A 15,986-nucleotide genomic window follows, 5' to 3' on the forward strand; every position below is an offset into this window, starting at 1 on the left:
CAGGCGGCCGCTAAGCAAGTCGGGTCACATCCGCGCGCGCGGCAGGAACCTGCCGGTGGCGCCGGGGCGGCAACCTTGGACAGGGGGCAGGATGCGTATTCTCATCACCAATGACGACGGCATCAACGCTCCGGGGCTGGAGGTCCTGCACCAGATCGCGACCGAACTGGCCGGACCCGGGGGCGAGGTCTGGACCGTCGCCCCGGCCTTCGAGCAGTCGGGCGTGGGCCACTGCATCAGCTATTCCCACCCGACCATGGTCGCCCGGCTGGACGAGCGCCGTTATGCCGCCGAGGGCAGCCCGGCCGATTGCGTGCTGGCCGCCGTCCACGACCTGATGGCCGACGCGCTGCCCGACCTGGTGCTGTCGGGCGTCAACCGCGGCAACAACGCGGGCGAGAACGCGATGTATTCCGGCACGATCGGCGGTGCGATGGAGGCGGCGCTGCAGGGCCTGCCGGCGATCGCGCTGTCGCAGTACCTGGGGCCGCTGACGGCGGACCTGGCCGATCCCTTCGAGGCGTCGCGCGCCCATGGCGCGACCGTCATCCGGCGGCTGCTGGATCACGGCGACTGGACCTCGGACGCGGATTTCCGGCTGTTCTACAACGTGAACTTTCCGCCCCTGCCCGCCGCCCGGGTCCAGGGCCTGCGCGTCGCCCCGCAGGGCCAGCGGCAGGGATCGCGCTTTGGCGTCATGCCCTATACCGCCCCGAACGGGCGGCGCTTCATGTGGGTCGCGGGCGGATCGCAGCAGGCGCCGGCGCGGCCCGGCACCGACGTAGCCGTGGCGATGGAGGGCCATGTCGCCGTCACGCCGATGCGCGCCGATCTGACCTGCCACGCCTCTCTGCAGGACCTGGCGCAGGCGCTGGGGGACGGGACCCTGCCCCAGCCGAGGCGGGCCGCCGAATGAGCGAGCCCGACGAGGACAGCCCGGCCGAGCGCAAGATGCGCTTTCTGTTCCAGCTGCGCTCTCGTGGTGTCACCGATCTGCGCGTGCTGGAGGCGATGGAGCGCATCGACCGGGGCATCTTCGTGCGCGGGCAATTCGCGGATCGCGCCTACGAGGACACGCCCCTGCCGATTCCCTGCGGGCAGACGATCAGCCAGCCCTCGGTCGTGGGGCTGATGACGCAGGCGCTGGAGGTGGGCGCGCGCGACACCGTGCTGGAGGTGGGGACCGGCTCGGGCTATCAGGCCTCGGTCCTGTCGGGGCTGTGCCGGCGCGTCTATACCGTCGACCGCCACCGCCGCCTGGTCCAGGAGGCCGAGGCGATCTTTCGCCAGCTGGGGCTGCACAACATCACCGCACAGGTCGCCGACGGGTCGCGCGGGCTGCCCGACCAGGCGCCCTTCGACCGCATTCTTGTGACCGCCGCGGCCGAGGATCCGCCGGGGCCGCTGTTGGCACAGCTGAAGATCGGCGGTATCATGGTGGTGCCGGTCGGGCAGTCGGACGCGGTCCAGACGCTGATCCGCGTCACCCGGTCCGAGAGCGGGTTCGAATATGACGAGCTGCGGCAGGTGCGGTTCGTTCCCCTGGTCGAGGGATTGGGCCAGACATGATCCCCGGCCACCACGAGGCAGGCCGAGGACGCGTAATGAAGCACAAGGCAATTTCAGGCAGGGTCGTCACCCTGGCGGCGCTGGTGGCGCTGGCCGGATGCGGGGCGAACGGACGCTTTGATCCCGACCTGCGCGGGCTGATGGGCGGCCTCGGCACGGCCGATGCCGCCGCCGCGGCCACGCCGCGCCCGGCGCCCGACGAACGTGGCGTGATCACCTTTGGCAACGGCCAGGTGGCGCTGGCGCAGGCCGGAGAGACGCCGGCGGCGCTGGCCGCGCGGCTGGGCCTGAACCCGGGCGAACTGGCCAGCCACAATGCCCTGCCTGCCGATGCGCCCCTCAACGCCGGCGCCGTGCTGGTGCTGCCGCGCCAGGTGGCGGCGGGAACCGCGCCCGTGGCCGGTGCCGCGGCGGTGGTGCGCGATCCCTTTGCCGGTCAGGCGGCAGGCCAAGCGGCACCCGCGCCTGCGGGAGGCAATCCGCGCGAACATGTTGTGACATCGGGCGAGACGGCCTGGTCGGTGGCGCGGCGTTATGGCGTGACGGTGCAGGACCTGGCTGCCTGGAACGGCCTGCCCGCCGACATGAGCCTGCGCATCGGCCAGCGGCTGATCGTGCCGCAGCCGGGGCAGCGGCCGGACCGGCTGGCCACGACCGTGCCCGGCGCGGGCAGCCCGACGCCCCAGCCCCCCTCGGCCGCGCAGCCGTTGCCGGACGAGGCGACCCCGCCCGCAGGCGCCCCCGCCCCCGAGGCACCCGCCACGGACCTGGGCGCGACGCGGACCGCGGCATCCGGCAGCGGACGGTTCAGGATGCCGGTGGATGGGTCGATCGTGCGGGTCTATGACAAGGGTCGCAACGACGGCATCGACATTGCCGCGCCCTCGGGCACGCCGGTCGCGGCGGCGGGCGCGGGCAGCGTGGCGGCCATCACCCGCGACACGTCGGGGGTGCCGATCATCGTGGTGCGGCACGAGGGCGACCTGATGACCGTCTATGCGGGCCTGGATGCGGTGAATGTCGCCAAGGGCGACAGCGTCAGTGCCGGCCAGAGCCTGGGCTCGGCCGGCAAGGAGGGCGTGGTCCATTTCGAGGTCCGCAAGGGTTTCGAGAGCGTCGATCCCGAGAGCTTCCTGAACTGACGCGTTCTTCTCAGCCGTACAGCGTCCGGTCGTCCAGCGCCTGCACGATCTCACGCCGGATGACGGCGCGCAGATTGGCCGAAAAGCGGGCCCCCAGCTCTCCGTGCAACTCCTCGCGGATCATCTCGCGCAGCGCGTCCCGCAGCGAAGCGTCGGGCAGCAGCGGGCTGAACGCTGCGATCTCGGTCGGCACCGGAAAGGGATCGGGCGTGACGACCTCTGCCACGGGCACTGCTTCGGCCGCGGGCGGTTCCGGCTGGACCATGGTTTCGGTCACCGGCGGTTGCGGCTTAAGGTTCGATGCGGTGGCCGGGGGTTGCGGCTGACCCGCCGGCGCGGCCGACCAGGCAGGCCAGGCAAAGGTCGCAGGCGCCAGAACGGATTGCACGATGACGGGCTGCGGCGCTTCGACCTCAGGCTCCGGTGCGGCGGCCTGGGGCGCGGGTTCCGGCGGCAGGCGCGGGGCCAGCGGCACGGGTGCGGCAGGTTCGGCCAGGCGGCGGGCCAGGAAGCTGGTCGCATCCTCCTGCACCACATCCGCGTGGCCCGGGTCGGGGATCTCGCGCGCGACAAGCTGCCGGATGGCCGCCAGCGCCGCACCGATATCCTCGTAAAGGCGGCTGACATCCGCCATGTCCAGATCGGCGCGGGGCTCAGCCATGCGGCACCCCGTCCGTGAACGGTTCAGTTGCGGCCGATGGCGCGCAGGACCCGGTCCAGGCTTTCGCCCTGCTTACTGGTGAAAGGTGCATCACGCACGGCACTATAATACTGCGAAGGGTCATAGGTGGGAATTCCCAGGTTGAGGTCTTCTACCGTCAACCGACCCATAGCCGAGAGAAGTTGATAATGCGCTAACTGGAGGTTGGATTCGGCCGTGATCCGGTCCGCCCGCGCCTCCAGCAGCGCCTGTTCGGAATCCAGCACGTCCAGCGTGGTCCGCGCGCCCAGCAGCGCCTCCTCGCGCACGCCGTTATACGCCTGCTGCGCGGCCGAGATCTGCTGGTCGATCGCGGTGATCTGGGCGCGGGCCACGGCGATGTTGGCCCAGGTCTCGCCCACCGACTGGCTGACCTGGCGCGAGACGTTCAGCAGGGCCGAACGCGCCTGGTCCCGCTGCGCCATCGCGCGGCGATGCGCTGCAGGCAGTCGGCCACCGGAATAAAGGGTCTGACTGAGTTCAAGCCCCACCGATGCCGTATTGGTGCTTTCGGACACAAGCCCGCCCCCCAGTCGCGCCTGTGGGGTGCGATTGACGCCGATGCTGGCGGTTCCGGACAGTATGGGGTTGCGCTCGGCGGCGGCGGCGGCGACCCCGATCTCGGCGGCGGCGGCCTGGCGCTGCGCCTGCCGGATGGTGGGATGGCTGCGCTGCGCGATGGTCCGCGCCTCGTCCAGTGTTGCGGGCAACTTGGGCAGCGAGGGCGGCGTGGACAGGTTGCTGGCCTGCCGCCCGGTCACGGCCAGATAGGCCTCGCGCGCGACCTCCAGCTGGCCGTTGGCGGCCGCAAGACCCGCGCGGGTCGCGGCCAGCTGCGCATCGGCCAGCGCCACGTCGGTCACGGTGATCTCACCCACATCAAAGCGGTCCTGTGCGGCCTGGCGCTCGCGCGACAGCACCTCGACCGAATTCTGCTGCAGCGCGACCTGCTGGATCGCCTCGCGGACCTGGAAATAGGCGACGGTGGCCGACAGCAGCACGTCCTGCTCGACCGACACCAAGGCCTGCCGGGTGGCCAGCACCTGCTCCTTGGTCCCGTCGATGGCCAGCTGCGAGCGCCCGAAATCATAAAGCGTGACCGAGCCGTTCAGCGCCAGCGAGGTCGAGCGGGTCGTGGGCCCGCCCTCGCTCCGCTGGATCCCGTGCCGCGCGATCCACTGCACCACCGGCCTGAGAGCCGCCACCGAGGCGGCCACGTCCTCATCCGCGGCGCGCAGCACGGCGCGGTTCTGTTCGATCAGCGCCGAATGGCGATAGGCGGCGACCATCGTGTCGGCCAGCGATTCGGCCCGTGCCGGCAGGGCGGCGGCCATGGCCAGCAGCGCAAGGCCCGCGAGGCGCGCCCGGACCGTCACAACGAAAACCCCCGCGCCCGGTCAAAGCCCGCCAGCATCGGCGCATTGGCATTGAAGGCATAGCGCCAGCTGATCTGGCCGTTCACGCGGTACCCGATCCGGGCCACGCCCAGCGCGCCTTCGCGGAACAGGGCGGCGATGCGGCCGCCGTCGCGCAGCTGGTCGATGATCGCGGCGGGCACCTCGCCGACGGCGCCCTCGATCAGGATCACGTCATAGGGGCCCTGCTTGGGCTCGCCCGCGGTCAGGGGCGCCTGCAGGACGGCGACGCTGAAGATGCCGGCCTCGGACAAACGGCGCTCGGCCTCGGCGGCCAGTTCGGCGTCATCCTCGATGGCAACGACCGCCTCGGCCATGCGGGCCATGACGGCGGCGGAATAGCCATAGCCGCAGGCCAGATCCAGAACCAGCTCGTCGGGCTGGATGTCCAGCGCATCGACCATCTTGGCCAGGGTGCGCGGCTCCAGCAGGACGCGGTCGTGGCCGATGTCCAGGTTCTCGCCCGAATAGGCGACGGCGCGGCGGCTGGCGGGCACGAAATCCTCGCGCGGGATCGTCAGCATCGCCTCGATCACGGGGAACTTCGTGACGTCGCTGGGGCGGACCTGCGTGTCCACCATCATCGTGCGCCGCGCGGCGAAATCGGTCATGTCGGGGAACCTCTGCTCGATCTTGATGCGCACTTATTGCCATGTTTCCCCAGTCTGGGCAACGCCGCTGATCGTCCGGATCGGCCCCGCGCCGCTTCGCGTCTTGCAAGGGCTGCGGCAATCCACTATGACACCCGCACTCTCGACGGCGGTGGGTTGGCGGAGAGGTTACGCACCGGATTGCAAATCCGTGAAGACCGGTTCGATTCCGGTACCCACCTCCAACAAACCTTCGCGAGGGTTTCCCCCGGCATGATCTACGAGGCCACGACCCGCATCGCCGAATCCGCGCTGCGGATGCGGGCGCGTCTGGGCGGATCGGACCGGCTGCGCGAGCGGCTGGCCTGCGGGTCGCCGCTGGCGCCGGCGGCGATCTGGATCCACGGTGCTTCGGTCGGCGAACTGACCTCGGCCCGCCCGGTGATCGAGGCGCTGGCCGCGCGGCACCCGGTGCAGGTCACAGCCAATACCGAGACGGGGCGCGACCTGGTGCGCGCATGGGGCTTGCCCGCGCGGCTGGCGCCCCTGGACCTGCCGGGCGCGCTGACCCGGTTCCTGAAGGCCACCGACCCGCGCCTGGCCCTGACGGTCGAGGGCGAGTTCTGGCCTTTGCGGTCGCGCCTTCTGGCCGAGCGCGGGGTGGTTCAGGCGACGATCGGGGCGCGGATGTCGGAACGATCGGCCGGGACATGGGGGCGGCTGCCGCGCGTCATCGGGCCGATGCTGGGGCGGATCGCCGCCCTGTCGGCGCAGGACCAGGCCAGCGAGGCGCGGCTGCTGTGCCTGGGCCTGCCTTCGGGGGCGCTGCTGCCGCGGCTGGACCTGAAGCTGCTGGCACCTGCCGCGATCGCCCCGCCCGCCGACGATCCCCTGCGCGAGCGCACGATCCTGGCCGCCTCGACCCATGAGGGCGAGGATGGGCCGATCCTGGACGCCTTTGCCGCGGCGCGGGCGGGCCTTCCCCCCCTGCGGCTGATCCTGGCGCCGCGCCATCCGCAGCGGGCCGACGATGTCGCGGGTCTGGTGCGGGCGCGCGGTCTGCCGCTGGCGCGGCGCAGCGCCGGGGCCGAGGAAGCCCCCGAGGGCGGGGTCCTGCTGGCCGACACCCTGGGCGAGATGGCGCGCTGGTACGCGCGCGCCGGCATCTGCCTGGTCGGCGGCAGCCTGCAGGATCATGGCGGCCACACGCCCTGGGAGCCCGCCGCCCATCGCTGCGCCCTGCTGCGGGGACCGCATTTTGGCAATTTCCTGGAAGCCTTCGACGCGCTGGAGGCGGCGGGCGCGGCCCGTGCGGTCACGGCGGCATCGCTGCCGGACATGCTGGCACGGCTGGCCGCGCGGCCGGAGGAGGCGCGGGCCATGGGCGATCGCGCGCGGGCCGTTTTGGTGGCGCGGGCGGGCGATCCGGGGGGGCTGATCGCGCGGCTGGACGATCTTGCGCAGCGCCGCGGCTGACCCGATATAACAGGCAGATGACCGGAGCCCTGCGATGATCCGCTATGCCTTGCGCTGCCACGATGGCCATGATTTCGACGGCTGGTTCCGCTCGTCCGAGGGGTTCCAGACGATGCGGGATGCGGGCCAGGTGACCTGCGCGTCCTGCGGATCCACCCAGGTGGAAAAGGCGCTGATGGCGCCCGCCGTCACCGAAAAGCGCGCCCCGGCACTGAGCGCCCCGCGCAACCCCGCCGAGGCGGCGCTGGAGGCGCTGCGCCGAAAGGTCGAGGAAAGCTCGGACTATGTCGGCCTGCGCTTTGCCGAGGAGGCGCGCGCCATGCACCAGGGCGACCGCCCCTCCCGCGCGATCCATGGCGAGGCCCGCCCCGAGGAGGCCCGCAAGCTGATCGAGGAGGGGGTACCGGTGGCGCCCCTGCCCTTCCTGCCCCGCCAGAAGGCGAACTGAGGGTCGCCCGGCCGCCATAGCGTGCGGAAGCCCTTGCCCTTTCAGCGCGCCCCCCATACAAGCCCCGCCGACACTCAACCCCTGGCTGGAGGCCCGTGATGCCGCTTCTGGTGATGAAATTCGGCGGCACTTCGGTGGCCGACCTGGACCGGATCAAGAACGCCGCCCATAAGGTGCAGCGCGAGGTCGAGCGGGGCTATGACGTCATCGTCATCGTCAGCGCCATGTCGGGCAAGACCAACGAGCTGGTGGGCTGGGTCGAGCAGACCTCGCCCATGTTCGACGCACGCGAATACGACGCCGTCGTCAGTTCGGGCGAGAACGTGACCGCGGGCCTGATGGCGCTGACCCTGCAGGAGATGGGCGTGCCCGCCCGCAGCTGGCAGGGATGGCAGGTGCCGATCAACACCACCGCCGCCCATTCGGCCGCGCGCTTCATGGACATCCCCCGCAAGAACCTGGACCAGAAATTCGCCCAGGGTTTCCGCGTCGCCGTGGTCGCGGGCTTTCAGGGCGTGGCGCAGGACGGGCGGATCACCACCCTGGGCCGGGGCGGCTCGGACACGACCGCCGTCGCCTTTGCCGCCGCCTTCGAGGCCGAGCGCTGCGACATCTACACCGATGTGGACGGGGTCTACACGACCGACCCGCGCATCACCTCGCGGGCGCGCAAGCTGGAAAAGATCGCCTTCGAGGAGATGCTGGAACTGGCCAGCCTGGGCGCCAAGGTCCTGCAGACCCGGTCTGTGGAACTGGCGATGCGATACAAGGTGCGGCTGCGGGTGCTATCCTCGTTCGAGGATACCGACGAGAATTCCGGCACGCTGATCTGCGATGAGGATGAAATCATGGAATCGAAAGTCGTCAACGGCGTCGCCTCTTCGCGCGACGAGGCCAAGATCACCCTGGTGACGGTCGAGGACCGGCCCGGCATCTCGGCCGCCATCTTCGCGCCCCTGGCCGAGGCCGGCGTCAACGTGGACATGATCGTGCAGAACATTTCCGAAAAGGACTATGACGATCATCCGGGTTCGGTGACCGACATGACCTTCTCGGTGCCGATCAACCAGGTCGAGCGTGCCAAGCGGGCCATGGAAGAGGCCCGCCAGGCCGGCACCATCGCCTATGACGAGCTGAACATCGACACCGAGGTCGCCAAGGTCAGCGTCGTCGGCATCGGCATGCGCAGCCATGCGGGCGTCGCCGCGCGCATGTTCAAGGCGCTGGCCGACGAGAACGTCAACATCAAGGTGATCGCCACCTCGGAGATCAAGATTTCGGTGCTGATCGACCGGAAATACATGGAACTGGCCGTGCAGGCGCTGCATGATGCCTTCGAACTGGAGAAGGCGTAAGCCACCCGGTTCGGCCCCTGGAACAGGGGTGATCGCGCAGGCAGAAGGCGGGCAGGCGATGCAGGATCGCACGGACAGCGACTCGCGCAAGCTGCTGCGGCGGCTGAAGGAGATCCTGGCGGCCGCGGGCGGCGGCCAGGACCGGCTTGACCAGATCACCCATCACATCGCCGATTCGATGGGGACCGAGGTCTGCTCGATCTACCTGTTCCGCGATGCCGAGACGCTGGAACTCTGCGCGACCGAGGGGCTGCGCCCCGAGGCGGTCCACCAGACGCGGTTGCGGCTGGGCGAGGGCCTGGTCGGCCGCGTGGCCCGCACCGGCCGCCATGTGAACACCGCCAACGCCCCCGCCGAGCCCGGCTTCCGCTTCATGCCCGAAACCGGCGAAGAGGTGTTTCCCGCCTTCCTCGGCGTGCCGATCCAGCGGGTGGGAGAGCGGCTTGGCGTGCTGGTGGTGCAGTGCGCGACCGCGCGGCAGTTTTCCGACGACGAGGTCTATGGCCTTGAAGTAGTCGCGATGGTGCTGGCCGAGATGACCGAGCTGGGCGCCTTCCAGGGCAGCCAGGCTGACAGCATGCCGCCTGCGCACCGATTCCCGCTGATGATCCGCGGCGCCACCGGCCAGGAGGGCGCCGCCGAGGGCCGTGTCTGGCTGCACGAGCCGCGCGTGGTGATCGCGAACCCCGTGGGCGACGATCCCGACAAGGAGCTGGCCCGCCTGCACGAGGGGGTCGAGCGCCTGCGCAGCACCGTCGACTCGATGGTGGCGGCCGCCGACATGGGCGGCGACGGCGATCATGCCGCCGTGCTGGAAACCTATCGGATGTTCGCCCATTCCCGCAGCTGGCTGAAGCGCATGGAAGAGGACATCCGCCTTGGCCTGTCGGCCGAGGCTGCGGTGGAAAAGGAACAGTCGACCGCCCGGGCGCGGCTGGAGATGGCCGCAGATCCCTATCTGCGCGACCGGCTGCACGACCTGGACGACCTGTCGAACCGCCTGCTGCGCATCCTGACCGGACAGGGCGTCGACACCGGCGCCGAGATGCCCGACCGCCCGATTTTGGTCGCGCGCAACATCGGCCCGGCCGAGCTGCTGGAATACGGCCGCCGGCTGAAGGGCGTGATCCTGGAAGAAGGCTCGGTCGGCAGCCACGCGGCCATCGTGGCGCGCGCGCTGGCGATTCCGCTGATCATCCATGCCGGCCGCATCACGACCGAGGCGCTGAACGGCGACCCGGTGCTGATCGACGGCGACCAGGGCATCGTCCACCTGCGCCCCGAGGAAAGCGTCGCCAAGGCCTTCCTGGACAAGATCGCCATGCAGGCCGAGGCGCAGGACCGCTATGCCAGCCTGCGCAGCCTGCCCGCCACGGGCACCTGCGGCACCACGATCCAGCTCTACATGAATGCGGGCCTGATGGCCGACCTTCCCTCGCTGGAGGGATCGGGCGCCGAAGGGGTCGGGCTGTTCCGGACCGAGCTGCAGTTCCTGATCCGCAACCACGTGCCCCGGCGGGCCGAGCTGGCCGGGCTTTACACGAGGGTCCTGGACAATGCCCAGGGCAAGCCGGTGATGTTCCGCACGCTGGACATCGGCTCGGACAAGGTCCTGCCCTACATGAAACCGCAGGACGAGCCCAACCCGGCGATGGGCTGGCGCGCGATCCGCGTGGGACTGGACAAGCGCGGCGTCCTGCGGATGCAGCTGCAGGCGCTGATCCGCGCCAGCGTCAGGCGCCCGCTGCACGTGATGTTTCCCTTCATCGCGGACATCACCGAATACGAGGCCGCCTATCGCATGCTGATGGAGGAGGTCGCGCGCGAGAAGCGGCTTGGCCACCAGATGCCCAGCGACATCCGCGTCGGCGCCATGCTGGAGACGCCGTCGCTGGCCTTTGCGCCCCGGCGCTTCTTCGAGATGTGCGACTTCGTCTCGATCGGGGGCAACGACCTCAAGCAGTTCTTCTTTGCCGCCGACCGCGAGAACGAGCGCGTGCGCCGCCGCTATGACACGCTGAACCCGTCCTTCCTGGCCATGCTGCGCCAGATCATCGCCCGCTGCGAGGAGGCGCGCGTGCCCTTGTCCTTCTGCGGCGAGGATGCGGGCCGGCCGATCGAGGCGCTGGTCTTCGCTGCCCTGGGCATCCGCCGCCTGTCGATGCGCCCGGCCTCGATCGGGCCGGTCAAGCACCTGATTCGGCGGGTGTCGATCATCGAGTTGCGGCAGGTCATCGAGGAGGCCGAGGCCGCCGGCGTGAACAGCGTACGTGGCCCCGTCGCCGCCTGGCTGGCGCGACAATAGGCGCGAAAAGGGGAAGGTCCGGCCCGTGCAAGGCCGATTTCGGCCGATGGCAGGCCGATTGAGCAAGCGCGCTTGCTGCACTGCGGCGGCCCGCCTATAATATCCCCTGTATTTTCGAGACATTCCCGCACATGAAGCGTCGTCACTTTCTCAATGCCGCCACCGCGTTGGCTGCCGGCGGGTCGCTGATGGCGATCCCGGCCCAAGCCCAGTCCCCTGCCGGGGCTGCCGAAGCCTTTGGCCCGCCCAAGCCCGAACCCTTCGGCTTCGACCAGGTGGCGGCGCTGGCCGCCGACCGGGCGTCGCGCGTCTATGTCCAGCCGGTCTCGCAGCTGGTGGGCAGTTTCGCGGACCTGAACTATGACCAGTACCGCGCGATCCGCTTTCGCCGCGACCGCGACCCTTGGGCCGGCAGCTCGCGCTTCGGGATCGACCTCCTGTCACCGGGGATGATCTTCTACGAGCCGGTGCAGATCAACCTGGTCCGCAACGGGATGCCGCAGCCGGTGCCCTTCGACCCCTCGATGCTGGAATTCGATCCGTCGCATTTCCCCGACGGGCCGGACCTGGCCACGATCGGCGACATGGGCTGGTCGGGCTTTCGCGTCCGCACCGTCCTGAACCGCCCCGGCGTCATGGACGAGTTCCTGGTCTTCCAGGGGGCCAGCTATTTCCGGGCGGTGGCGCGCAACACGCTTTACGGCCTGTCGGCGCGCGGCCTTGCCATCAAGACCGGCAGCCCCGACGGCGAGGAATTCCCGCTGTTCACGGATTTCTGGATCCATGAGCCCGACGACAGCCACGACACCGTCCGCATCCACGCGATCCTGGACAGCCGCTCGGTCGCGGCGGCCTTCCAGTTCGACGTGACGCCGGGCGCGGTCACGACGGTGCGCACCCGCGTGGCGCTGTTCCCGCGCGTGGACCTGCGCGAGACGGGGCTGGCGCCGCTGACATCCATGTTCTGGTTCAGCCCGGCCAGCCGCCGCACCGTCGACGACTATCGCCCCGCCTGCCATGACAGCGACGGGCTGCAGATGCATACCGGGGCGGGGCAGGCGCTGTGGCGGGGGCTGATGTCGCCGCGCAACCTGCAGATCTCGGGCTTCGTGGACGATGATCCCAAGGGCTTTGGCCTGGTCCAGCGTGCCCGCGACTTCGAGACCTACCAGGATGCCGAGGCCATGTATCACCAGCGCCCCTCGGCCTGGATCCAGCCCGAGGGGGACTGGGGTCCCGGCGAGGTCCGCCTGGTCGAGATCCCGGTCGAGAACGAGTTCAACGACAACATCGTCAGCTACTGGGTGCCCAAGGAACCGCTGCTGCGCGGGCAGCGGCACGATTTCCGCTATACGCTCAGCTTCGCCCCGCTGCCGCCCAACGACCTGCCGCTGGCCAAGGTCCGGCAGGTGCGGTCGGGCCGGTCGATCAATGTCGAGACGACGCGCAGCTTCATCGTCGACTTTGACCTGGGCCTGTTCCGCGACCAGCTGCCGCAGTTCCAGGTCAGCGCCTCGGAAGGGCGGATCGTGCATGCCTATCTCAAGCCCCTGCCCGACCAGCATGTGCTGCGCCTGGCCTTCGAGTTCGAGCCGGGCCGCGTCCCGCTGTCCGAACTGCGCGCGGTGCTGACCGACGACCAGGGCATGGCGCTGAGTGAAACCTGGCTGACGCGCTGGACCGCATGAGCATGAACATGATCGCCGAAGCCTCGCAGGCGGACCGCCCCCAGGCGCCCGCCCCGGCCGCCGTGGTGCCGCCGGCCGCACCGCTGGATATGCCGGTCCAGGACTTCGGCCGGCTGCCGCAGGGCATGGTCGAACGGCAGATGAACAGCCTGAATGTCTGGCTGGCCCGGCTGATCGCCTTTGGCGGCACGGCGGCGCTGGCGGTCTTCGGCTTCAGCCAGATGCTGGCCTCGTTCGGGGCGGACCCGACGCTGATGCAGATCGCGCTGCTGGCGCTGTTCGTTCCGACCTTTGCCTGGGTCGGATTTTCATTTTGCGGCACGCTGGCCGGATTCCTGGCGCCGCGCCTGGTCACCCCCGAAGGGCCCAATCCGTCCCGGGTGGTCGTGGTCATGCCGATCTATCACGAGGATGTTGCCGCCAGCACCGGCCTGCTGGTGGCCCTTGCGCGCGAGCTGGCGGACGAGGGCATGGCCGACCGGGCCGAGATCTTTGTGCTCTCGGACACCCGCGACCCGGCCATCGCCGTGAACGAGACGCTGGTGATCGGTGCCGCGCGCGCGCTGTCGCCGCTGCCGATCTGGTATCGCCGCCGCCTGAACAACGAAGACCGCAAATCCGGCAACGTCGCCGAATTCGTGCGCCACTGGGGCGGGCGCTATGACCAGATGGTGGTGCTGGACGCAGACAGCGTGATGTCGGGCGCGACCATCCGCCAGATGTCCGCCCGGATGGCGGCCGATCCCCGCCTGGGGCTGATCCAGACCATGCCGATGCTGGTCGGCGGAGAGACGATCTTTGCCCGCCTGACCCAGTTTGCCGGCCGCGTCTATGGCCCGATGATCGCGCGGGGCGTCTCGGCCTGGGCGGGGGACACTGGGAATTACTGGGGCCACAACGCGATGATCCGGGTGACGGCCTTTGCCCAGGCCTGCGGCCTGCCACGGCTGCCCGGCCGCCCGCCCTTCGGCGGCACGATCCTCAGCCATGACTTCGTCGAGGCCGCCGCGCTGTGCCGTGCCGGCTGGAAGGTGCGGCTGGACCACGACCTGCGCGGCAGCTTCGAGGGCTGCCCGCCCACGCTGCTGGACATGGCCGTGCGCGAACGCCGTTGGGCGCAGGGCAACCTGCAGCACAGCCGCCTGTTCGGCATCGCGGGCATGCGCGGCATCAGCCGGGTGCATTTCCTGATCGGGATCATGGGTTTCCTGATGAGCCCCTTGTGGCTGGCGCTGATCCTGGTGGGCCTCGGGCTGTCGGCCACGGTGCTGCTGTCCACGCCCGAATATTTCCCCAACGCCTACCAGCTGTTCCCCGAATGGCCGGTCTTCGACAGCCGCCGGATGCTGTGGCTGTTCGGCATCGCGATGGGGCTGCTGCTGCTGCCCAAGTTCATCGCGACCTTCCGGGCCTGGGCGCGCCCGCTTGCGGCCAATTCCGGCGGGCGCGTGCGCATCTTTGCCAGCGCGATCTTCGAGACGATCCTGTCGGCGCTGATCGCGCCGGTGCAGATGCTGGTCCAGACCCGCCAGATCTTCGAGATCCTGGGCGGCCGCGACAGCGGCTGGAACGCGCAGGTGCGCGCCGGGACCATGCCGGGCTGGGGGGTCGTGCTGCGCTATCACTGGGCCCATGTCGCGCTGGGGTTGGGCACGCTGGTCGTGCTGGCCAGCTTTTCGCCCGCACAGCTGATCTGGCTGTCGCCGATCCTGGCCGGTCTGATCCTGTCGCCCGTGACCTCGCGCCTGTCGGCCAGCCCGGTCTTCGGCCGGTGGGCGCGGCTGCGCGGCCTGCTGGTCACGCCCGAGGAACGCGACCCGCCTGCCATCCTGACCGAGGCGGCAGCCATTGCCCGCAGCCTGCCCCAGCCCGTCACCGGCCGCGACAGCCTGCTGCGCCTGGCCCGGCAGCCCGCGCTGTTGGAGCGGCATCTGCAGATGCTGTCGCCGCTGCCCCAGGACCTGCCGAACGCCTGGCACCTGGCCCGGATCACCGCCGAGGCCAAGATCGCCCATGCCGCCACGCGCGGCCAGGCGCTGGATTTCCTAGACCGCGCCGAAACCGACGCGATGCTGATGGACCGGCAGCTTCTGACCCGCTGGAGCCATCTTCCCGAATGAACCGCCTGATCGCACTGGACATGCTGCGCGGCTACGCGCTGGTCAGCATCATGGTCAACCACATGCCGATATCGGTCATGCGCTGGATCACGCTGCCCAACTTCTCGATCTTCGACGCCTCGGAACTGTTCGTGCTGCTGTCGGGCTTCCTGGTCGGCATGGTCTGGCGAAGCGTCGAGGCCAAGTCCGGACGCCGCAGCGCCCAGACCCGTTTCGCGCGCCGCTCCTTCGAGGTGTGGCGGGCCATGGTCGTGGGCGCCGGGCTGATGGCGCTGCTGTCCGCCGCGCTCTGGGCCAGCGGGCGGCCGCATACCGCGATCTGGACGCAATATTCGGTCTGGATCCTGGAAAATCCCCTGGGCTTCCTGGCCGCCGTCGGCACCTTCTGGCTGCAGCCCAACATCATCGACGTGCTGGCGGTCTATGTCGTCCTGATCGCCGCCGCGACGGTGGTGGTGCCGGCGATGCTGCGCTGGCCGCTGCAGGTCGCGGTCGCCTCGGTGGCGCTCTGGTGGTTCGCGCCGCAGCTCAACGGCCTGATCCCGAACCACCGCAGCCAGGGCGGCTTTCTGTTCAATCCCTTCGGCTGGCAGATGCTGTTCCTGACCGGCACGGCCATGGGCCTGTTTCGCCAGCAGCTGATGGCGCGGCTGTGGCCTTGGCGGCATCTGCTGACCCTGCTGGCGGCCGGCATGTTCGCCTTTGGCAGCGCCATCGTCATCGGCGCGGCCATCGGGGAACCGGCGCTGCCGCTGCGCGAGGCGCTGAAGTTGGTCTATGGCACGATCGACAAGTGGAACCTGGACGGCACCCGCTATCTGGCCATCGTCGCCGCCGCCTGGCTGGTCGCGGTGCCGCTGGCGCGGCCGATGGAATGGCTGGCGGCCAGCCGGCTCGGGGTGGCGCTGCAGCAGATCGGGCGCGGGGGCCTGTGGTCCTTCATCGCCTGCGTGCTGCTGTCGGTCCTGGCCGATGCCTTTCAGATGACCCCGCCGGACCAACCAAGCTGGCAAAGGCTGGCCGTGGACCTTTGGGCCTGCCTGGCGCTGTGGTGGATCTCGGCGCTGTGGCTGGCCTATGGGGCGCCCTGGCAGCGCGCCCGCAAGGACTGCCGCGCGGCGCGGCGGCAAATGAAGGTTGCCGCAGGCCGTCCCATCGCGTAAGGCCCTCGGCCAGTC

13 protein-coding genes and 1 tRNA gene are annotated in these 15,986 nt (G+C 69.9%); 11 read left to right on the forward strand and 3 right to left on the reverse strand.

Translation table 11 applies throughout. The annotated features are described in order from the left end of the window. The first annotated feature begins 91 nt into the window (after positions 1-91). From surE to ACNR9W_RS13390, 3 genes are read left to right on the forward strand one after another with little or no spacing between them, the layout of a single operon-like run. The gene (gene surE / locus ACNR9W_RS13380; RefSeq protein WP_419271205.1) at positions 92-916 is read left to right on the forward strand and encodes a 5'/3'-nucleotidase SurE; all 825 of its coding nucleotides are present in this window, start codon (positions 92-94) and stop codon (positions 914-916) included. Beyond that, positions 913-1,569 carry a protein-L-isoaspartate(D-aspartate) O-methyltransferase gene (locus ACNR9W_RS13385; protein WP_419271206.1) on the forward strand — a complete coding sequence of 219 codons (657 nt, stop codon included), beginning with the start codon at positions 913-915 and terminating at the stop codon, positions 1,567-1,569. The genes surE and ACNR9W_RS13385 overlap by 4 nt, the downstream gene beginning before the upstream one ends. Positions 1,570-1,604: 35 nt before the next feature. After that, on the forward strand, positions 1,605-2,711 hold the full coding sequence (locus tag ACNR9W_RS13390; RefSeq protein WP_419271207.1) for a LysM peptidoglycan-binding domain-containing protein: 1,107 nt from the start codon (positions 1,605-1,607) through the stop codon (positions 2,709-2,711). 10 nt (positions 2,712-2,721) lie between these two features. Here the strand turns inward: ACNR9W_RS13390 and ACNR9W_RS13395 are convergent, their stop codons facing one another. The 3 genes from ACNR9W_RS13395 to ACNR9W_RS13405 are packed head-to-tail and all read right to left on the reverse strand — an operon-like array spanning position 2,722 to position 5,437. Next, positions 2,722-3,372, reverse strand: a complete 651-nt coding sequence (locus ACNR9W_RS13395) for a hypothetical protein (protein ID WP_419271208.1) — start codon at positions 3,370-3,372, stop codon at positions 2,722-2,724. A 23-nt stretch (positions 3,373-3,395) separates the two neighbouring features. Beyond that, positions 3,396-4,745, reverse strand: coding sequence for a TolC family outer membrane protein (locus ACNR9W_RS13400; protein ID WP_458478740.1), 1,350 nt, complete (start codon positions 4,743-4,745; stop codon positions 3,396-3,398). Between the two features lie 38 nt (positions 4,746-4,783). Beyond that, a complete protein-coding gene (locus ACNR9W_RS13405) occupies positions 4,784-5,437 on the reverse strand; it encodes a protein-L-isoaspartate O-methyltransferase family protein (RefSeq protein ID WP_419271250.1) in 654 nt (217 codons plus the stop codon). Positions 5,438-5,587: 150 nt separating this feature from the next. On the opposite strand from ACNR9W_RS13405, the gene ACNR9W_RS13410 reads away from it, so the two are divergent. The 8 genes from ACNR9W_RS13410 (at position 5,588) to opgC (ending at position 15,971) form a co-directional block, all read left to right on the forward strand. Then, a tRNA-Cys gene (locus ACNR9W_RS13410) sits at positions 5,588-5,661 on the forward strand. 28 nt (positions 5,662-5,689) lie between these two features. Further along, positions 5,690-6,892 carry a 3-deoxy-D-manno-octulosonic acid transferase gene (locus ACNR9W_RS13415; protein WP_419271215.1) on the forward strand — a complete coding sequence of 401 codons (1,203 nt, stop codon included), beginning with the start codon at positions 5,690-5,692 and terminating at the stop codon, positions 6,890-6,892. Between the two features lie 34 nt (positions 6,893-6,926). After that, positions 6,927-7,340, forward strand: a complete 414-nt coding sequence (locus ACNR9W_RS13420; RefSeq protein ID WP_419271216.1) for a DUF1178 family protein — start codon at positions 6,927-6,929, stop codon at positions 7,338-7,340. A 98-nt stretch (positions 7,341-7,438) separates the two neighbouring features. Continuing rightward, positions 7,439-8,695, forward strand: a complete 1,257-nt coding sequence (locus tag ACNR9W_RS13425) for an aspartate kinase (protein ID WP_419271217.1) — start codon at positions 7,439-7,441, stop codon at positions 8,693-8,695. A gap of 58 nt (positions 8,696-8,753) precedes the next feature. Next, a complete protein-coding gene (gene ptsP / locus ACNR9W_RS13430) occupies positions 8,754-11,000 on the forward strand; it encodes a phosphoenolpyruvate--protein phosphotransferase (RefSeq protein WP_419271218.1) in 2,247 nt (748 codons plus the stop codon). A gap of 131 nt (positions 11,001-11,131) precedes the next feature. Then, entirely contained in the window at positions 11,132-12,688 is a 1,557-nt protein-coding gene (locus ACNR9W_RS13435; RefSeq protein ID WP_419271219.1) for a glucan biosynthesis protein, read from the forward strand. Next, positions 12,685-14,808, forward strand: a complete 2,124-nt coding sequence (gene mdoH / locus ACNR9W_RS13440) for a glucans biosynthesis glucosyltransferase MdoH (protein ID WP_419271220.1) — start codon at positions 12,685-12,687, stop codon at positions 14,806-14,808. Before ACNR9W_RS13435 ends, mdoH begins: the two co-directional genes overlap by 4 nt. After that, positions 14,805-15,971, forward strand: coding sequence for an OpgC domain-containing protein (opgC, locus tag ACNR9W_RS13445; RefSeq protein ID WP_419271221.1), 1,167 nt, complete (start codon positions 14,805-14,807; stop codon positions 15,969-15,971). Before mdoH ends, opgC begins: the two co-directional genes overlap by 4 nt. The last annotated feature ends 15 nt before the right edge of the window (positions 15,972-15,986 follow it).

The organism is Paracoccus sp. T5 (assembly GCF_048538155.2).
Lineage (GTDB): Bacteria > Pseudomonadota > Alphaproteobacteria > Rhodobacterales > Rhodobacteraceae > Paracoccus.

Bases quoted from the DNA above. Each gene is read 5' to 3' on its own strand.
- surE (WP_419271205.1), top strand. From the start codon at position 92: ATGCGTATTCTCATCACCAATGACGACGGCATCAACGCTCCGGGGCTG.
- ACNR9W_RS13385 (WP_419271206.1), top strand. From the start codon at position 913: ATGAGCGAGCCCGACGAGGACAGCCCGGCCGAGCGCAAGATGCGCTTT.
- ACNR9W_RS13390 (WP_419271207.1), top strand. From the start codon at position 1,605: ATGAAGCACAAGGCAATTTCAGGCAGGGTCGTCACCCTGGCGGCGCTG.
- ACNR9W_RS13395 (WP_419271208.1), bottom strand. From the start codon at position 3,372: ATGGCTGAGCCCCGCGCCGATCTGGACATGGCGGATGTCAGCCGCCTT.
- ACNR9W_RS13400 (WP_458478740.1), bottom strand. From the start codon at position 4,745: ATGGCCGCCGCCCTGCCGGCACGGGCCGAATCGCTGGCCGACACGATG.
- ACNR9W_RS13405 (WP_419271250.1), bottom strand. From the start codon at position 5,437: ATGACCGATTTCGCCGCGCGGCGCACGATGATGGTGGACACGCAGGTC.
- ACNR9W_RS13415 (WP_419271215.1), top strand. From the start codon at position 5,690: ATGATCTACGAGGCCACGACCCGCATCGCCGAATCCGCGCTGCGGATG.
- ACNR9W_RS13420 (WP_419271216.1), top strand. From the start codon at position 6,927: ATGATCCGCTATGCCTTGCGCTGCCACGATGGCCATGATTTCGACGGC.
- ACNR9W_RS13425 (WP_419271217.1), top strand. From the start codon at position 7,439: ATGCCGCTTCTGGTGATGAAATTCGGCGGCACTTCGGTGGCCGACCTG.
- ptsP (WP_419271218.1), top strand. From the start codon at position 8,754: ATGCAGGATCGCACGGACAGCGACTCGCGCAAGCTGCTGCGGCGGCTG.
- ACNR9W_RS13435 (WP_419271219.1), top strand. From the start codon at position 11,132: ATGAAGCGTCGTCACTTTCTCAATGCCGCCACCGCGTTGGCTGCCGGC.
- mdoH (WP_419271220.1), top strand. From the start codon at position 12,685: ATGAGCATGAACATGATCGCCGAAGCCTCGCAGGCGGACCGCCCCCAG.
- opgC (WP_419271221.1), top strand. From the start codon at position 14,805: ATGAACCGCCTGATCGCACTGGACATGCTGCGCGGCTACGCGCTGGTC.